This window comes from Pseudomonas sp. NFX224 (assembly GCF_048565165.1).
Classification (GTDB): domain Bacteria; phylum Pseudomonadota; class Gammaproteobacteria; order Pseudomonadales; family Pseudomonadaceae; genus Aquipseudomonas.
Map to the genome: position 1 here is coordinate 990,182 of NZ_CP183416.1, position 15,921 is coordinate 1,006,102.

Here is a 15,921-nt window from a genome sequence, read left to right on the forward strand (position 1 = left end):
CTGCTCACTAGAACAAAACCGGGAGCACCCGTTGTGAACTCTTCCATCCGCGTCACCTGGCATACCCACTACGCACTGTTCGTGCTGGCCGTGATTTACATCTTCAACTACATCGATCGGCTGTTGATGGCGATCCTGATCGAACCGGTCAAGGCCGAGTTCGGCATTTCAGACACCGGCATCGGCCTGCTCTCGGGCGTGACCTTCGCGGTGTTCTACACCCTGTTCGGGTTCCCGCTGGGACGGCTCTCCGACCGCATCGGGCCCAAGCCCGTGATTGCCGCCTGCTGTATCGCCTGGAGCTTCATGACCATGGCCTGCGGCCTGGCCACCAGCTTCTGGCTGCTGGTCCTGGCGCGGATCGGCGTGGCGATCGGAGAAGCCGGTGGTACGGCACCTTCGGTCGCGATGATTTCGCAGCTGTATCCGGCCAAAAACCGTTCGACGGCGCTGTCCATCCTCATGCTGGGTTCAAGCTTCGGCGCCATTTTCGGTCTCGGTTTTGGCGGCTGGATCGCTCAGCACTACGGCTGGCGCTCGGCGTTCGTCATCGTTGGCGTGCCAGGCATCGTGCTCGGCCTGTTGCTGTGCCTCACGGTGCGCGCGCCAGCCGTTGCAAGCCAGGCGCGGACCCAGGTCGAAGTGATCCAGGATGGGTGGGCCAAAACCATGGCCAGGCTGATGGAAACCCCATCGTTTTTGTGGCTGGTGCTGACCGGTGCCTCCAGCGCCATTGCCGGGTATGCGATAGGTACCTGGAGTCCGAGCTTTCTGATCCGCTCTCACGGCTTGAACCTGCAGGACGCGGGATTTCTGGTAGGTGTGGTGGGCGGCACTGGCGCCACGTTCGGCACCCTGGCCTGCGGCATTATTTCTGACCGCATGGCCCGCCGCGATGCCGGCTGGCAGATTGGCGTGCCGCTGCTCGCCACCCTCGTCAGCATCCCGTTTGGGCTTGCGTATTTCCTCTGGCCAACCGGCATCCTGTTTCATCTGGGCAGTACCCCGGTGCCCACCGCGTTTTTGTTCTATGCCGGCTTTGCCTTCTTCGGCACCTGGTGGGCGACTCCGTGCCTGGGCGCCGTGACCCATTTGTTCCCCGCTGCGCGCCTGGCCCAGGCCACGTCGATCTTCGTCATGGCCATGACCTTGCTGGGAGTTGGCGTTGGCCCACTGTTGATCGGGGTGCTCAGTGACCTGCTCGCACCGACCCTGGGCACCGAAGCCCTGCGCTACGCCCTGGCCTCGTCGATCGCAATGCTGATGCTGTCGACCATCTTCCTGGGCCTGGCCCTGCCCCGCTACCGCGCTCAAATATTGCGTTCGGCACCGCCGATGACCGCCCCTGAAACTGCAGTAACCGCCTGATGAATGGAGATTTGAAGATGTCAGAACAAGACCTACCCCTGCCCATTGGCCATTTCGTCACCCTCGACAGTGGCTTGCGCCTGCACTACCTGGATGAAGGCAGCGGACCTGTCGTGGTCTGGTTGCACGGCAGTGGGCCAGGCGCCAGTGGCTACAGCAACTTCAAGGGTAATTACCCCGACTTTGTCGCCGCTGGCTTTCGCAACCTGGTGATCGACCTGCCCGGCTTCGGCCGTTCGGACAAACCCGACAACGTCCAGTACAACCTGGACTTCTTCGTCAGTGCGGTGTCCGGCCTGCTCAACGCCCTCGATGTGCAGCGCTGCACTCTGCTGGGCAATTCACTGGGCGGCGCCATCGCCATCGGCCTGGGCCTGGCGCAACCGCAGCTGCTCGACAAGCTGATCCTGATGGCACCCGGCGGTGTCGAGGAGCGCGAAACCTACTTCGCCAAGATCGGCATCCAGCGCATGGTCGAACTGTTCAATGCAGGCCCGCTCGATATCGACAAAATGCGCCAGATCATGAGCCTGCAACTCTTTGACGCCTCGCAACTGCCCGACAGCCTGCTGGCCGAGCGCGTCGCGGTCGCCCGATACCAGCCGCACTGCCTGTTCTCGACCATGATGGTGCCAAACATGACCGAGCGCCTTGAAGAGCTGCGCGTCCCCATCCTTGGCTTCTGGGGCACCAACGACAATTTCAACCCGGTGGGCGGCGCCATGAAAGTGCTCGACAACGCCCCGGACGCCCGCTTTATTGTGCTCAATCGTTGCGGACATTGGGTTCAGGTGGAGCACCGCGAGCTGTTCAACCGTTCCTGCCTCGAGTTCCTGCGCCAATCCTGAGCCCCCTGCAACAGCGGCAGCCTTGCCGCTGTTGCACGCACTGGCCTCCACTAGGCTGACATGACAATGACAAAATTTCCCCACTTGCTCACCCCTGGCAACATTGGTCCCCTCCAACTGCGTAACCGCATCATCATGGCGCCCATGGGCTCCAACTTTGCCGAAGCTGATGGTCACTGTGGCGAACGTATCCAGGCCTACTATGAAGCGCGTGCAGAGGGTGGTGCCGGGCTGTTGATCATGGGCGTGTGCGCCATCGCCTTTCCCGCCGGTACCGCCGAACCGTACCAGGTCGGGGTTTCCTCCGATGAGTTCATTCCCGGCCTGAGCCGCCTGGCCGAGCGCGTGCACAAGCACGGTGCGAAGATCGCCATGCAACTGCAGCACGCCGGGAAGAACGCCATACGCGACATGGCCGCGGGCCGCCCACTGTGGGTGCCGTCGATTCCACCGGCCAGCAGCTCGGACATGATGCAAGCCTTGACTCCCGAGGAGCTTGCCTCGTTTGTCAGCGCCGTGCGCGGCCGCAAAGGCGGGATAGAGATGCGGGTGATGGACCAGGACGACATCGCACAGATGGTCGAATGGTTTGCCGCCGCCGCTGAACGGGCGCAGCGCGCCGGTTTTGATGGCGTGGAGATCCATGCCGCGCACAACTACATCATCGCCGGCTTTCTGTCGTCGTATTACAACAGCCGTGACGATGCGTATGGGGGGTCGCTGGAAAATCGAGCGCGCTTGCTGCTTGAAGTGCTGGCCGCCGTGCGCGCTCGGGTGGGTGCAGGCTTTGGCGTCTGGCTGCGTCTGGATGCCGAAGAGATGCTCACCCCCGGAGGCATCACCCTCGATGATGCCAAGGCGGTAGCGCGCCTGGCTGAAGTCGCTGGCGCCGATGCGGTCAGCGTCTCAGCCTATGCCGCGACCACCAGTGGCGTGGCGTTTACCGAGGCGCCGCTGGTACAGAAGCCTGGCGCGTTTCTCGAATGGACAGCTGCAATCAAACAGTGTGTGAGCATTCCAGTGATTGCCGTCGGACGTATCGAGCCTGAAACCGGCGAAATGGCCATTGCCGCTGACCAGTGCGATTTCATCGCCATGGGTCGCAAACTGCTGGCCGATCCGCAGCTGCCGAACAAGCTGGTATCCGGTCAGCTGCAGGCTATTCGCCCGTGCATTTATTGCTACGTGTGCGTCAGCCAGATCTTTATCAATGAGCGGGTCAAATGCGCGGTCAATCCACAAACCGGGCATGAAGCCGAGCGAATCATCGGCCCGGTGGCCACCGCGCAACATGTGGCGGTGATCGGTGGTGGCCCGGCGGGCCTTGAAGCGGCGCGCGTGGCGGCCTTGCGTGGACATCGGGTGACGTTGTTCGAGCGCAGCGATCGCTTGGGTGGCACACTGTTCTTTGCCGCCCTGGCCTACCCCGAGAACGGCCGTCTGCTGGACAACTTGCTGTACCAGGTACAGCAATTGCCCATTGATGTGCATTTGCAGACTTGTGTGGACGCGGCCTTGCTGCGTGACCTGGGCGTCGATCAGGTGATTGTCGCCACCGGTGCTCAACGCGCGGCACCGGACATCCCCGGGGCCGATCAGAATCACGTGTGGAGCGGCGATGAACTGCGCCGCCTGATGACTGGTGACCGCGCCGAGGACATCGCCAAACGCAAGCTATCGCTGACGCAGCGCACCTTGATGAAGGCCGGCAACCTGATCGGTGTCACCAACAGCACCGAGGCCATGCAAAAGTTGTCGCGGGTGTGGATGCCCTTGGGCAAGCGCGTGACCATTATCGGCGGTGGGCTGGTGGGGCTGGAACTGGCGGAGTTCCTGATCGCCCGTGGGCGTCAGGTCTGTGTGCTGGAAAGCACCGCTCACCTGGGCCGGGAACTGGCGATCGTGCGCCGCTGGCGTGTGCTGCATGGCATCCGCCTGCATGGCGGTCAGCTGCTGACCGGCGTGACGGTGACCGCCATCGAGGGCAATCGCGTCCGTTATCAAACGGTTGAAGGTGAAGCCGCCGAGGTACGCGGTGATTCCGTGGTGTTGGCCAGCGGTGCAACACCTGACACCACCCTGAGTGATGCGCTGGGCAACGCAGGATTCAAAGTCGTCAGTATTGGTGACTGCCAGAACGTGGGTTACATCGAAGGTGCCATCGCAACCGGCAACCGCGCCGGACGAGAAGCCTGAAAACCCGACTGTAGCGAGCTTGCTCGCGATGGACGTCAACGATAACGCGCACTGTCTGAATGGTCGTGGTGTCTGGATGTTTTTCGTGAGCTGGCTCGCTCCCACAATGGGCACTGGAACAGCCCTGCAAGGCGGTCGCTCCAGACAAAAAAAACCCAGGTTTTCACCTGGGGTTTTTTACCTTCACATGATCAGCGCCGTTAGCGCCCCATCGCTCGTGCCGCATCCGCGGTGTACATGTCCGGGGTGAACTTGGCTTCGTTGAGAATCGGCCCCTTCTTTGATTCGTTGGTCATGGCGTAGCCGGTGTACTGCCCTGAGTTCAGGTCCATGAAGAACTGCGAACCGGCCTGCCAGGCGCTCATGTCCGGGTGGTAGTAGTAGTTGATCATCGCATGCTTCCACAGCGCACCACGGCTGTCGTAGTTGTCCGAAACCACCGAGTTCCAGGTGTCTTCGTCGATAAACAACACACGCTTGCCGTAGACATGGCGGTAGCCCTCTTTCAACTTGGCCTCGAGCACCCAGACACGGCGCAGCTCATAACGCATGTAGTCGGGGTTAGGGTGGTTGGGGGTGAGGATGTCGGCGTACTTGATGTCACCGGTGTTCGGCTTGAAAGCGTTGGCCGGCACGTAGATTTCACGCTTGCCGACCAGCGTCCAGTTGAAACGTTCGGGCGAGCCGTTGTAAAGGCGGTCTTCGTCAACAGTCATGGTGCCGTTGGTACCGATCATGGGCTGATCGTAACCGTAGCCAGGCAACTGCCGTACACGTCGGGTGGACGGGCTGTAGCTCCAGGCCTGACGCGGGTTGGTGAGGAAGTTGTAGGGTTCCTGGGAAATACTCACCACACCGTTGTCGCGCGCCGGTTTGAGCGTGGTGTTCCAGCTCATGGCCTGTACCGCGCCTTCAGTCTTGGGCTCGAGTGTCGGCGAGTTGGCTTGCGAGAGATTTCGCGCATAGGCACGGCCCCAGCCGATGCTGCCGTTTGGCAGGACTGACGCCAGGTCGCTGACCTTTTCTTCGGTGTAGGCACGCGCCGGCAACTGGTGGTTCCACAGCAGTTCCATGCCGTTTTTCGGGATTGGGAACGGTATCTGGCCGATCCCTTCGATGCCCATGCCGTCGTCGACCAGCTTGGCGTTCAAGGCGTTTTTCATCGCCCGATCGCAAACATAGTCCGGGTAACGAAAGTCACGATGACCTGGGTAGATGTTCATCTTGTAGGTGGTTGGATAGCGTTTGAGCAAGGCCTTCTGACCTTCGGTCAAATGACTTTCGTACTGGCTCATATTCTGCGCGGTGATCACCAGGATCGGCTTTTCGGAAGCGTAGGGGTCGACCGGCTGGCTGCCGGAAAACTTCACGTGATTCCAGCCTGGAACCTCGCCGAGGTACTTGCCGGTGTAGGGGGGGATGGTGCCTTCGGCGTTGCCGGCTTTCTCGGCACCGACACAGGTCAGTTCCTTGCCGAGTTTGGCAGCCTCTTGCGGCGATACTTGCGCAAGTGCGTTGCCTTGCAGGCCGACATTGACGGCCACTGCAGCTACGAACATCACGCCTTTTGTTGTTATTTTCATCGATTGGCTCCTTCGCAGACCAGGACTACTGGGGTACTCCATTGTTCCTGATCTGCTGGGGAGAACATCGTCCGGAAAGACTAATCAGTCATGCACCGACCAATAATTCACGGATCTGTGCCTTGATCAATTTGCCCGATGCATTACGTGGCAGTGCCTCCTGAAAGCCATGTACCTCGGCGGGTACCTTGTAGGCGGCAAGGCGCTGGCCGATAAAGGCACACACCTGCTCCTGGGTCGGCGCCGGATCAAGTTCGCTGCGCAGTACCAGCACCAGGCGCTCACCCAATTCCTCATCGGCCACCGCAAAGGCGGCCGCTTCGACAACCCCGGGCATTTCGCAGATACAGGACTCCACTTCACTGGCGGATATCTTTTCCCCCGCACGGTTGATCAAATCCTTGGCCCGGTCGGTGATGTAAAGGAAGCCCTCGTCGTCCAGCAGGCCTATGTCACCGGTGTCCAGCCAGCCGTCCTGCAAGGTCTGGGCACTGGCTTCGGGCAAGCGCCAGTAGGCGCTCATCAGCGTTGGCGAACGCAGCCAGATCAGGCCGCTTTGTCCTGCTGGCAGCGGCGAACACGGGTCGGGACCGATGCACACATCAACGATCGGCAGCGGCCAGCCCACCGAATCGGGTTTGTACACGAACTGGTCGCCACCCACCGCCGCTCCGATGCCATTGCTCTCGGTCAGGCCGTAACCACTGCCGCCAATCGCCTTGGGCTTGCGCTTGCTGATCTGCGCCAGCAGCCGGCTCGGCGCCAGCGCCCCCCCCAGGCCCAGACCGTAGAGGCTGTCGCTGTCGGTGCTGTCAAAGCGTGGCGAGCCGAGCAATTGCTGCATCATCACCGGTGCACCGTTGAACTGGGTGCAGCGCTCGTCGCGAATCAGGTCAAAGGCCTTGTCGACGTCCCACTTGTACATCAGCAACAAGCGTCGCCCGCTGCGCAGGGCCAGCAGAAACTGCGCGTGCAGGCCGCTGACATGGAACAGCGGCACCGCCATCAGGTTGGTCGGCGCCAGGCCGCTGTCGATCACCGCCTGGATGCGCTCGGGCGAACTCACAGCGCAGAACGCTGACTGGAACTCCAGGGCCGTCAGCGCCTGGCAAATAGCGCGGTGGCTTGACAGCACACCCTTGGCCCGACTGGTGGTACCGGAGGTATAGAGAATCAGTGCCGGGTCATCGGGGTCGATGGCGATGGCCGGCAACGCCAGCACCGGGGCCTGGATCAACGCTTCAAAACGCTGGCAGTTGGGCGTTAGTGTTTGCCCTTCCTGCACACCGACCACAATGCTGACCAGCCCCTCGTTGAGCATGTCGTCCGCCAGCAGTTGCAGGCGCTGTTCGTCACACACCAGCACCTGGGCGCCACTGTCCTGCAGACCATGGAACAGCTCGTCGCGCAGGCCCCAACTGTTCAGGGGCACACATACCGCACCGCACCGTTGCACCGCGACAAAGGCCACCAGCCAAGCCGGCTGGTTACGCATGGCGATAGCCACCCGATCGCCCTGTTTCACTGAAAAACGTTGGGACAGTTGTGCGGCCAGCCGATCGACCTGGTCAAAAAACCCGGCGAACGTCAACCGCTCCTGATCCCACACCAGAAACTCACGATCACCGTGCACGCGACCTGCATCGATAGCATCGAGCAGGTTGGGTGGTGCATGGCGAAAAGACCGCAGGCTACCGTTGGGCGAAGTCACCACCTCATACGGCGATCCCGGGCCGATCAACTGCTGCCAGGCGTTACGCCACTGTTCCAGCTTCATGTTTTCACTTCTCCAAAGACTCGAAAGCGGCGTAACGCGCACACTGGAAATCACCGTCGCCCAGACACGCCTGGACCACGCGAATCCGCTTGAGGTAAAGGCCCACATCCAGTTCGTCGGTGACACCAATACCGCCGTGCATCTGCACCGCTTCATTGCTGATCCGGGCAGCGGCTTCGCCTGCTTTCCATTTGCCCAGGCTCACCAGGCGCCCACGTTCAGCCGCGCTCAAGGCGCTGTTATCGAGTGCCGACAACGCGGCCATCACGGCGCTGCGGGCCAGTTGCAGTTCCACGTGCAAGCGCGCCGCACGATGCTGCAAGGCCTGGAACGAGCCGATGAGGGCATCAAACTGCACACGGGTCTTGAGGTAATCCAGGGTCAGGGCGAACAACTGCTCGGCGGCGCCAAGTAACTCCGCAGCCAGACACGCACGCCCCCGATCCAGCGCTTCATCCAGGGCTGGCCACGCTGCCCCCACGGTACCGAGCAAGGTTTCGCTGCCCAGTTGCACTGCACTGAATCGCAGCTGCGCGTAATTGCGCGAGTCGATCAACGACAGGGCACTGGCCTGCAGCCCGGGCGTGTCTGCCGGCACCAGGAACACGCTGATGCCCTGCCCTTCACCTGCCTGGCCGTCAGTTCGTGCAGCGACCAGGTAGGCGTCGGCACCCAGGCCATCGATCACGAAGAACTTCTCGCCGTCCAGGCGATAGCCACCGGACTCGGCGGTCGCCGTCAGCGCCGTGTGCAAAGGCCCATGGCGCGGTTTTTCATCCAGGGCCAAGGCCAGGCGCCGTTCGCCGCTGATCAACGCCGTCAGCCACTGATCCTGCTGCGCCGCAGAGCCTGCCAAATGAATCAGCGAGCCACCGAGCACCACACTGGACAACAGCGGTGAGGCCGAGAGGTTTCTACCCATGGCCTCGAAAATCGGCCCCAGACCCATGCATCCAAAATTAAGTCCACCCAGCGCCTCGGGAAACGGTATCGCGCTCCAGCCCAGGCCAACTGTCTCCCGCCACAACTGCGGATCGTAACCGGGCTCGCAGGCCTCGTCTCGCAGGCGTCGCTGCGCCGCTACCGGGCTTCGTGCCGCCAGGAACTCGCGAGCACTGTCCGCCAACAGGCGTTGCTCTTCGCTATACACCAGACTCATGGTCACACTCCCCTTAAACACTCGGCAGGTTCAAGACCCGCTTGGCGATGACATTCAACTGCACTTCTGACGAACCGCCAGAGATGGTCAGGGCAAAGCTGTTGAGCCAACCTCGGGTGACGGCCAGTTCCTCGCTGCTGAAGGGTTCGCCTTCAAGGCCCAAAGCACGGTAGCCGAGGGCGTCCAGGAGGACCTCGAACTTGTCGCGCTCCTGCTCGGTATGCACCAGCTTCATGATCGCCATGATCGCGCTGGTGTCCAGGCCAGCCCGGGCCTCTTCGCCCATGCGTTGCACGGTGAGGTTGTAGGCCTGTTCATCCATTGCACAGGCCTGGGCGCGGGTGCGCAGGGCCTGATCAGCGGGCGACTGGCCGTCTGGCAGGTAACGCTCGATCAACGGCAGTAGATGAAAGTGTGTCGGCAGGCTGAATTCGCCAAACTTGGACATCGCCCTGCGCTCGTGCTGCAACAGGCTCTTGCCCAGGCTCCAGCCGCCATTGAGCGGCCCGATCAACTGGCTCTGCGGGACCCGCACATTGTCGAAGAACACCTGGCAAAACGCCGACTTGCCGCTGATCAGGTCAATCGGCGAGACGCTGACTCCCGGGCTTTTCATGTCCAGCACGATCAGACTGATACCCTGGTGCTTGGGCGCCTTGGGATCGGTGCGCACCAAGGCGTACATCCAGTCGGATTTGTCGCCGTAGGAGGTCCAGATCTTGGTGCCATTGACCACGAAGTCATCGCCATCGGCGACTGCCGAGGTTTTCAAACTGGCCAGGTCGGAACCGGCATTGGGCTCGGAAAAACCCTGGCACCAGCGTACCTCACCGCGGCACATGGGTGGCAACAGCGCCTGCTTCTGCGCTTCGCTGCCGAACTCCAGCAGCACCGGACCAAGCATCCAGATTCCCAGATTGATTTGCGCCGGTCGACATTTGAGCCGACGCAGTTCGCTTTCCAGTACGGCGTTGTATTCGGCGCTCAGTCCACCCCCGCCATATTCGCTGGGCCATTGCGGACAGAACCAGCCTTTGTCGCGCATACGCTCGAACCAGAGGCGGGTGTCTTCATTGGGAAAGGCTACATGACGCCCCCCCCAGACCATCTCGCCCTCGGGAGTGGCGGTGCGCAGCGACGGTGGGCAATTGGCCTCCAGCCAGTCCCGCGTCGCTTGCCTGAATTGTTCGATTGCGCTCATTCGTTCACCTGAAAGGGACGTTATTGTTATTCGCATCAAGGGTACAGTCTGAATCAGCGCCTGGTACGCGGCATCCCCAGGCCAAACTGGGCGATCAACTCACGCTGGATTTCATTGGTGCCGCCGCCAAAGGTCAAGTTGACCGACGCCCGCACTTCATACTCCAGTTCGCCGAGCAGATAAGCTGCCGCAGAACCTGCCCGGGTCAGCCCGCTGGCACCGACAATGGCCGACAACTTGCGCAGGATCTCGATCGCCGACTCCGAGCCATAGACCTTGGTCGTGGAAGCCAGCGCGACGTCGACCCGATCACGCTCAAGGTCGGCGGCGATGCGAAAGTTGATCAGGCGCATCGCTTCAAGCCTTGCATAACACTCGGCCAGGTCGCGCCGTACCCAGGCATGGTCGGTGGCGCGGTGGCCCTGCTCATCGGCACAACGTGCCCACAAGTAAACCCGGCTGAACAAGCTGACGACTTTGTCGGACCATGCTCCCAGCCCCAGGCGTTCGTGGTTGAGTTGCGCGGTGATGAGTTTCCAGCCGCCGTGCAACTCGCCCACCAGCATGTTCCGCGGCACCCGTACGTTATCGTAATACGTGGCCGCCGTGGGGTTGCCGGAAGTCGGAATCAGGGTGCTGGAAAAACCTTCGGTGCGGGTATCGAGAATCAGGATCGAGATACCCTTGTGTCGCGCCTGCTCAGGGTCGGTGCGCGCCGCCAGCCAGATGTAATCGGCCGAGTCGGCACCCGACGTCCAGAGTTTACTGCCATTGATCACAAAGCCGTCGGCATCTTCGCGGGCAGTGGTCTTGAGGACTGCCAGGTCACTGCCGGCACTGGCTTCGGAGTAACCAATGGCAAAGTTGATTTCGCCTGCGGCAATGCCGGGCAGGAATTTTTCCTTTTGCAGCGCCGAACCATGCGCCATCAGGGCCGGGCCGACAGTGCTGATGGTCACGAACGGCAACGGCGCGCCGGCAATGTTGGCTTCTTCGAAGAAGATCAACTGCTCGGTGGCCGCGTAGCCCTGGCCACCGTAAGCCTTGGGCCAGCCGACGGCCAGCCAGCCATCACGGCCGATCTGGGCGATGGTGCGGCGAAACAGCTCGCCGCCTTCGGTGCCACGCATTTGCTGGCGTAGCTCGGGGGTCATCAGGTTCTGGAAGTAGTCCCGGACCTTGAGCCTCAGAGCACGTTGTTCGGGGGTGAGATCGACGAACATGAGACGCTCCTTATACCGCGCCGAGAATCAGGCCGCTGGTAGGTACGCCGGTTCCGGCGGTCACCAGCACGTTTTCCACACTGTCCACCTGGTTGACCGCCGTTCCACGGACCTGTCGCACCGCTTCGGCGATACCGTTCATGCCGTGGATGTAGGCCTCGCCCAACTGCCCGCCATGGGTATTGATCGGGAATTTTCCGCCACGGACATGGTGCCCGGCGCGAATGAACTCCTTGGCCTCGCCGCGCTTGGCCAGGCCGAACTCTTCCAGTTGAGGCAACACGAAAGGCGTGAAGTGGTCATAGATCACCGCCGTCTGCAAGTCTTGCGGGCCCAGGCGCGACTGGCTGTACAGCTCCTTGGCGACCACGCCCATCTCCGGCAGGCCGGTGATGTCGTCACGGTAGAAGGAGGTCATCACTTGCTGCCCCGCGGCGATGCCCTGGGCCCCGGCCTTTATGATCACCGGCTTTTGCGGCAGGTCGCGGGCGCGCTCCGCCGAGGTGATGACCATGGCCACCGCGCCATCGGACTCCTGGCAGCAGTCAAGCAAGTGCAGCGGCTCGCAGATCCAGCGCGAAGCCTGGTGCTCTTCGAGGGTAATCGGCTTGCCGTAGAAAAACGCCTGGGGGTTGGTGGCGGCGAAATCGCGTACCGCGACCGCGACCCGGCCGAAGTCTTCGGAGGTGGCGCCGTAGGTGTGCATGTAGCGCTGGGCAAACATCCCGACCCAGGCCGCAGGGGTGTGGAAGCCGTGGGGCATGTACCAGCCGTAATTGACGTTCTCGAAAGTCGGCGTCGAGGCGAAGCCGTAACTGCCCGTGCCGAAGCGGTACCAGGAACGTTCGTTCATCGCCCGATAGACCACCACCACCTTGGCCACGCCGGTGGCTACCGCCATCGCCGCATGCATCACCGGCCCGCAGGCGGCGCCACCACCGTGGGGCACCTGGGAGAAGAACTTGACGTCCTTGCAGCCCAGCAGGCGAGCTATTTCATACTCCGGAACCTTGTCTACCGAGTAGGAACTGAAGCCCTCGACCTCGGAGGGATCGATGCCCGCGTCCTTCAGCGCCGCCAGGGTCGCTTCCATGGCCAGGCGCAGTTCGGTGCGCCCGGAATTCTTGGAAAACTCGGTCGCGCCTAGCCCGACAATGGCGGCGCGGCCGGAAATCGACGAATTCGTCATTTGTGATGTCTCCCGCGAATTAGGGCAGAACCAGCGCGACCGTACCGGTCACGTGATTGCCCATGGAGTTTTTGCCCTTGAGGGTCACTTCCAGGGTGCGTGTAGCCGCATCCTGATGGGTCACTTCGCCGCTGAAGATCATGCTGTCACCGGGGTAGTTCGGCGCGCCCAGCTTGATTTTCAGCGAGCGGAACTGCACCTGCGGGCCGCTCCACTGCTCGATGAAGCGTTGCACCAGGCCGTTGGTGGTCAGAATGTTCATGAAGATATGCGACGAACCCAGCGCGCGAGCCGCTTCCAGGTCATGATGACCGGGGAAGTAGTCGCGGGTGGCAATCGCACCGCCGGCAATCAGGCCGACCGTGATCGGAATCGTCAGCTCGGGCAGTTGCTCGCCGGTGTGCACGTCTTCAAAGCGCTTGGTGTTCATCGAGGTCATATTTCCATCCCAAGGTGTCGTTATCGCTCAGCCAGTCGCCGAGGCGTTCCAGGATCACCGACGATCCTCCCAATGCACTGCTCAGCGCCCGGCTCCAATACAGGAACCGGTGGATCGGGTACGTCAGGTCGACGCCGATACCGCCGTGCACATGCTGTGCGGTGTGCCCGATGCGGTGCCCGGCTTCGCAGGCCAGGTACGCCGTGGCCAGGGCCTCGGCGGGTGCCGGCAGACCGGCGTCCAGGCGGTAGCACAGTTGCCACAGCGCACTGCGCAGCACTTCAAGGTGCACATGAGTGTCGGCCATGCTCATCTGCACGGCCTGGAAGCTGCCGATGCTGCGGTCGAACTGCTCCCGCTCGTTGACATAAGCCACGGTGCGGTGCACCTGCTCGGCGCTGACACCCAGTTGCAACGCCGCCAGGGCGGCAATCGAGCGCGGTGCCAGCCAGTCCAGCGCAGCCTCGGGCAGCACCTGATGTTTGCCCAGGGCGACGCCTTCGAAGTTCAGGTCGGCAAGGGCTTCACCGTGGGTCATGACCCCGGCCACGCTGCTGATGCCCGCCTGACCCAGTTCAACCAGCACCAGCCGTGGCTGCCCCATGACCTGGGCTAGCACCAGCGCCGCCACTGATTGTTCGGCCAGGGCCAGTGCGGCGACCCGCCCGTCCAGACGCCAGCCGTCAGCCTTGGCGCTGGCCTGAAGTTCAATGCCGCGCACGTTGCTCAGGCCATCGAGGCTCAGGGTCAGCAACCCCGTAGCGGTCACGGCCTGTTCAACCCAGGGTGACAGTGGCGCACCGCCGAATTCGGCCAGGGTGGCCGCCGCCAGTTGGTGACGCCACAGCGGCACTTGCGCCAAAGCGCCACCTTGGGCATCGAGGATCTGCATCAGCTCGGTCATGCCCAGCCCGCTGCCACCGGCCGCTTCGGGGATGGCCAGGGCATGCAGGCCGGTTTCCACACAACCGGACCACAATTCATGCATGTAGGCTTGCCCCGACAGATCCCAGTCCCGCAGACGCTCGTCGGTGCAGTAGTCGTTCATTAGGCTGCCCGCCATTTCGGCAATGGCGCGCTGGTCTTCATTGAGTTCAAAATCCATACCGCCCCCTACTCTGCCAACGGCCGGAACATCGGCAACGCCAGATCGTCGTCGAAGGTCTGGAATTCGACCTGCAAACGCTGGCCGATGCTGATGTCTTCACGCTTGACGCCCACCAGGCCGGCGATCAGGCGCACGCCTTCGTCCAGCTCGATCAGGCCGATTGGATTGGGATGATCAAATGGCGCCACTTGCGGGTAGTGCATCACCACAAAGGAATACAACCGCCCCTTGCCGCTGGCTTGCAGGGTGTCCCAATCGAACGAGTGGCACTCGATACACACCGGTGCCGGCGGATGCCGCAAGGTGGCGCACTGGGTGCAACGCTGGATCAACAACTGGCCTTGCTTGCAGCCGTCCCAGAAAAACCGCGTGTCGTCGCTCATGCCGGGTGTCGGCCGCTTGGCCACCACCGATTCGACGCTCGCTTGGGGCTGCGTCTCGACCTTTTGCGCGCTGGCCGGGCGGAACTTGAAGACCCGGAACAACAGCTCGCCGACCTTTTCGTCGCCAGCGGCCTGTTGCGAGAAGTAGGTCATGACCAGGGTGACAAAAAAGCCGGTGCCAAGGCCCGTGGTCTTTTCATCGCCGACGGACTCCAGGCGCGTGGTGTAGTAGAGCTTTTCACCCAGACGCAGGTTGCGCTCGAAGGTCAGTTCAGAGTTCACCGCCACCACCGACGGATAGCCGTAGGCATCCATCAGTCCAAGCACCTCATAGGGGTTCTCGGTGGTCGAGCCCGGGGCGTAGTTGTTGATGTGAAAGCCTTCCATGCACCAGATCTGCAGCATGGGTGGCGGCGCGATAATCCCGTCGTTGCAGCTGCTGGCTGCCGCCAAGGGGTCGGTGTACAGCGGATTTTCAAGGCCGATGACTTCGCACCACTGGCGAATCATCGGTGCGTTAACTTCGTCCCAGGCGTTCACGCGACCGTATTGGCGCCCAACCAGGGCGCGTACTGTGGATAGCAATTCTGGATCAGCCAAGTTCGTCTCCTGCGTGTTCAAAGCGGCGCCCGTTACTGCAACGCCGACGTGGGTCGATCAGTGCGGCGCGACCTGCGCTGCGCTGAGATAAGCCGGGCGTTCACCGCCGCCATGTAGCAACAAATTGCATCCACTGGCGTAACCGGCCAGCCTGGATGCGATGTACAGACAGGCATTGCCGATGTCTTCCGGCAGGGCCATGCGTCCTGCCGGGATACCGGCACTGACGGCGGCGATACCCGCTTCATCGCCGTAATGCACGTGTGAGAGTTCGGTACGCACCAGGCCAGGGCTCACTGCCACAACCCGCACCTTGGGCGCCCATTCCGCCGCCAGTGATTGCACCAGCGCCAGCACCCCGGCCTTGGCCGCGCCATAGGCTGCAGTGCCCGGCGAGGCGCGCAACCCGCTGATGCTGCCGATAAAGACGATGCAACCGCCCTCGGCCTGGGTTTGCATCATCAGGTTGGCTTGCTGGGCGACGTTGAGCGGGGCAATCAGATTGAGACGGATAATCCCCTCATGAAACCGCGGCGAGGCGCTCGCGGCGTCGGCTGACGGGCTGCCACCGGCGTTGTTGATCAGAACGTCGAGGCGCCCGTAGTCGCTGCGGATACTGTCGAACAGGCTTTGCAGCGAAACCTGGTCTCGCACGTCGGCGGCGATGAAGTCCGCCCGTGCCCCCTCCACGCTTGGCAATTGTTCCGGCGCGTTGCGCCCACATACGATCACCCTGGCACCCGCGGCGAGAAAGCTACGGGCAATACCCGCACCTATACCCTTGGTTCCGCCGGTGACCAATACCACCTTGCCGTTGTAATCCAGCCCCGAGTGACCACTCATGGCA

General features: G+C 62.1%; 13 protein-coding genes. 3 read left to right on the forward strand and 10 right to left on the reverse strand.

What is annotated here, in order from left to right; genetic code table 11:
• The first annotated feature begins 33 nt into the window (after positions 1 to 33).
• From ACNYC6_RS04310 to ACNYC6_RS04320, 3 genes are all read left to right on the forward strand, one after another.
• Positions 34 to 1,368: a spinster family MFS transporter gene (locus tag ACNYC6_RS04310; protein ID WP_419711241.1), complete on the forward strand. Its 1,335-nt coding sequence runs from the start codon at positions 34 to 36 to the stop codon at positions 1,366 to 1,368.
• A gap of 17 nt (positions 1,369 to 1,385) precedes the next feature.
• Positions 1,386 to 2,216, forward strand: a complete 831-nt coding sequence (locus ACNYC6_RS04315) for an alpha/beta fold hydrolase (protein ID WP_419711242.1) — start codon at positions 1,386 to 1,388, stop codon at positions 2,214 to 2,216.
• Between the two features lie 66 nt (positions 2,217 to 2,282).
• On the forward strand, positions 2,283 to 4,412 hold the full coding sequence (locus ACNYC6_RS04320) for an FAD-dependent oxidoreductase (RefSeq protein ID WP_419711243.1): 2,130 nt from the start codon (positions 2,283 to 2,285) through the stop codon (positions 4,410 to 4,412).
• 200 nt (positions 4,413 to 4,612) lie between these two features.
• Here the strand turns inward: ACNYC6_RS04320 and ACNYC6_RS04325 are convergent, their stop codons facing one another.
• The 10 genes from ACNYC6_RS04325 to ACNYC6_RS04370 form a co-directional block, all read right to left on the reverse strand.
• On the reverse strand, positions 4,613 to 5,995 hold the full coding sequence (locus ACNYC6_RS04325; protein WP_419711244.1) for a DUF1329 domain-containing protein: 1,383 nt from the start codon (positions 5,993 to 5,995) through the stop codon (positions 4,613 to 4,615).
• 88 nt (positions 5,996 to 6,083) lie between these two features.
• Positions 6,084 to 7,772 carry a class I adenylate-forming enzyme family protein gene (locus tag ACNYC6_RS04330; RefSeq protein ID WP_419711245.1) on the reverse strand — a complete coding sequence of 563 codons (1,689 nt, stop codon included), beginning with the start codon at positions 7,770 to 7,772 and terminating at the stop codon, positions 6,084 to 6,086.
• 4 nt (positions 7,773 to 7,776) lie between these two features.
• Positions 7,777 to 8,931 carry an acyl-CoA dehydrogenase family protein gene (locus ACNYC6_RS04335; RefSeq protein ID WP_419711246.1) on the reverse strand — a complete coding sequence of 385 codons (1,155 nt, stop codon included), beginning with the start codon at positions 8,929 to 8,931 and terminating at the stop codon, positions 7,777 to 7,779.
• A 13-nt stretch (positions 8,932 to 8,944) separates the two neighbouring features.
• On the reverse strand, positions 8,945 to 10,132 hold the full coding sequence (locus ACNYC6_RS04340) for an acyl-CoA dehydrogenase family protein (RefSeq protein WP_419711247.1): 1,188 nt from the start codon (positions 10,130 to 10,132) through the stop codon (positions 8,945 to 8,947).
• Between the two features lie 53 nt (positions 10,133 to 10,185).
• Positions 10,186 to 11,355, reverse strand: a complete 1,170-nt coding sequence (locus ACNYC6_RS04345; RefSeq protein WP_419711248.1) for an acyl-CoA dehydrogenase family protein — start codon at positions 11,353 to 11,355, stop codon at positions 10,186 to 10,188.
• 10 nt (positions 11,356 to 11,365) lie between these two features.
• Positions 11,366 to 12,544 (reverse strand): lipid-transfer protein, encoded by a 1,179-nt coding sequence (locus tag ACNYC6_RS04350; protein WP_419711249.1) that lies wholly within the window; start codon positions 12,542 to 12,544, stop codon positions 11,366 to 11,368.
• Positions 12,545 to 12,563: 19 nt separating this feature from the next.
• The gene (locus tag ACNYC6_RS04355) at positions 12,564 to 12,983 is read right to left on the reverse strand and encodes a MaoC family dehydratase (protein ID WP_008062504.1); all 420 of its coding nucleotides are present in this window, start codon (positions 12,981 to 12,983) and stop codon (positions 12,564 to 12,566) included.
• Positions 12,955 to 14,088 (reverse strand): acyl-CoA dehydrogenase family protein, encoded by a 1,134-nt coding sequence (locus ACNYC6_RS04360; protein WP_419711250.1) that lies wholly within the window; start codon positions 14,086 to 14,088, stop codon positions 12,955 to 12,957. Before ACNYC6_RS04360 ends, ACNYC6_RS04355 begins: the two co-directional genes overlap by 29 nt.
• An 8-nt stretch (positions 14,089 to 14,096) precedes the next feature.
• Entirely contained in the window at positions 14,097 to 15,074 is a 978-nt protein-coding gene (locus tag ACNYC6_RS04365; protein WP_419711251.1) for a bifunctional MaoC family dehydratase N-terminal/OB-fold nucleic acid binding domain-containing protein, read from the reverse strand.
• 57 nt (positions 15,075 to 15,131) lie between these two features.
• Positions 15,132 to 15,917 carry an SDR family oxidoreductase gene (locus ACNYC6_RS04370; RefSeq protein WP_419711252.1) on the reverse strand — a complete coding sequence of 262 codons (786 nt, stop codon included), beginning with the start codon at positions 15,915 to 15,917 and terminating at the stop codon, positions 15,132 to 15,134.
• Positions 15,918 to 15,921: the final 4 nt, after the last annotated feature.

Coding starts and splice junctions, on each gene's coding strand:
- ACNYC6_RS04315 (WP_419711242.1), top strand. CDS start 1,386: ATGTCAGAACAAGACCTACCCCTGCCCATTGGCCATTTCGTCACCCTC.
- ACNYC6_RS04320 (WP_419711243.1), top strand. CDS start 2,283: ATGACAAAATTTCCCCACTTGCTCACCCCTGGCAACATTGGTCCCCTC.
- ACNYC6_RS04325 (WP_419711244.1), bottom strand. CDS start 5,995: ATGAAAATAACAACAAAAGGCGTGATGTTCGTAGCTGCAGTGGCCGTC.
- ACNYC6_RS04330 (WP_419711245.1), bottom strand. CDS start 7,772: ATGAAGCTGGAACAGTGGCGTAACGCCTGGCAGCAGTTGATCGGCCCG.
- ACNYC6_RS04335 (WP_419711246.1), bottom strand. CDS start 8,931: ATGAGTCTGGTGTATAGCGAAGAGCAACGCCTGTTGGCGGACAGTGCT.
- ACNYC6_RS04340 (WP_419711247.1), bottom strand. CDS start 10,132: ATGAGCGCAATCGAACAATTCAGGCAAGCGACGCGGGACTGGCTGGAG.
- ACNYC6_RS04345 (WP_419711248.1), bottom strand. CDS start 11,355: ATGTTCGTCGATCTCACCCCCGAACAACGTGCTCTGAGGCTCAAGGTC.
- ACNYC6_RS04350 (WP_419711249.1), bottom strand. CDS start 12,544: ATGACGAATTCGTCGATTTCCGGCCGCGCCGCCATTGTCGGGCTAGGC.
- ACNYC6_RS04355 (WP_008062504.1), bottom strand. CDS start 12,983: ATGACCTCGATGAACACCAAGCGCTTTGAAGACGTGCACACCGGCGAG.
- ACNYC6_RS04360 (WP_419711250.1), bottom strand. CDS start 14,088: ATGGATTTTGAACTCAATGAAGACCAGCGCGCCATTGCCGAAATGGCG.
- ACNYC6_RS04370 (WP_419711252.1), bottom strand. CDS start 15,917: ATGAGTGGTCACTCGGGGCTGGATTACAACGGCAAGGTGGTATTGGTC.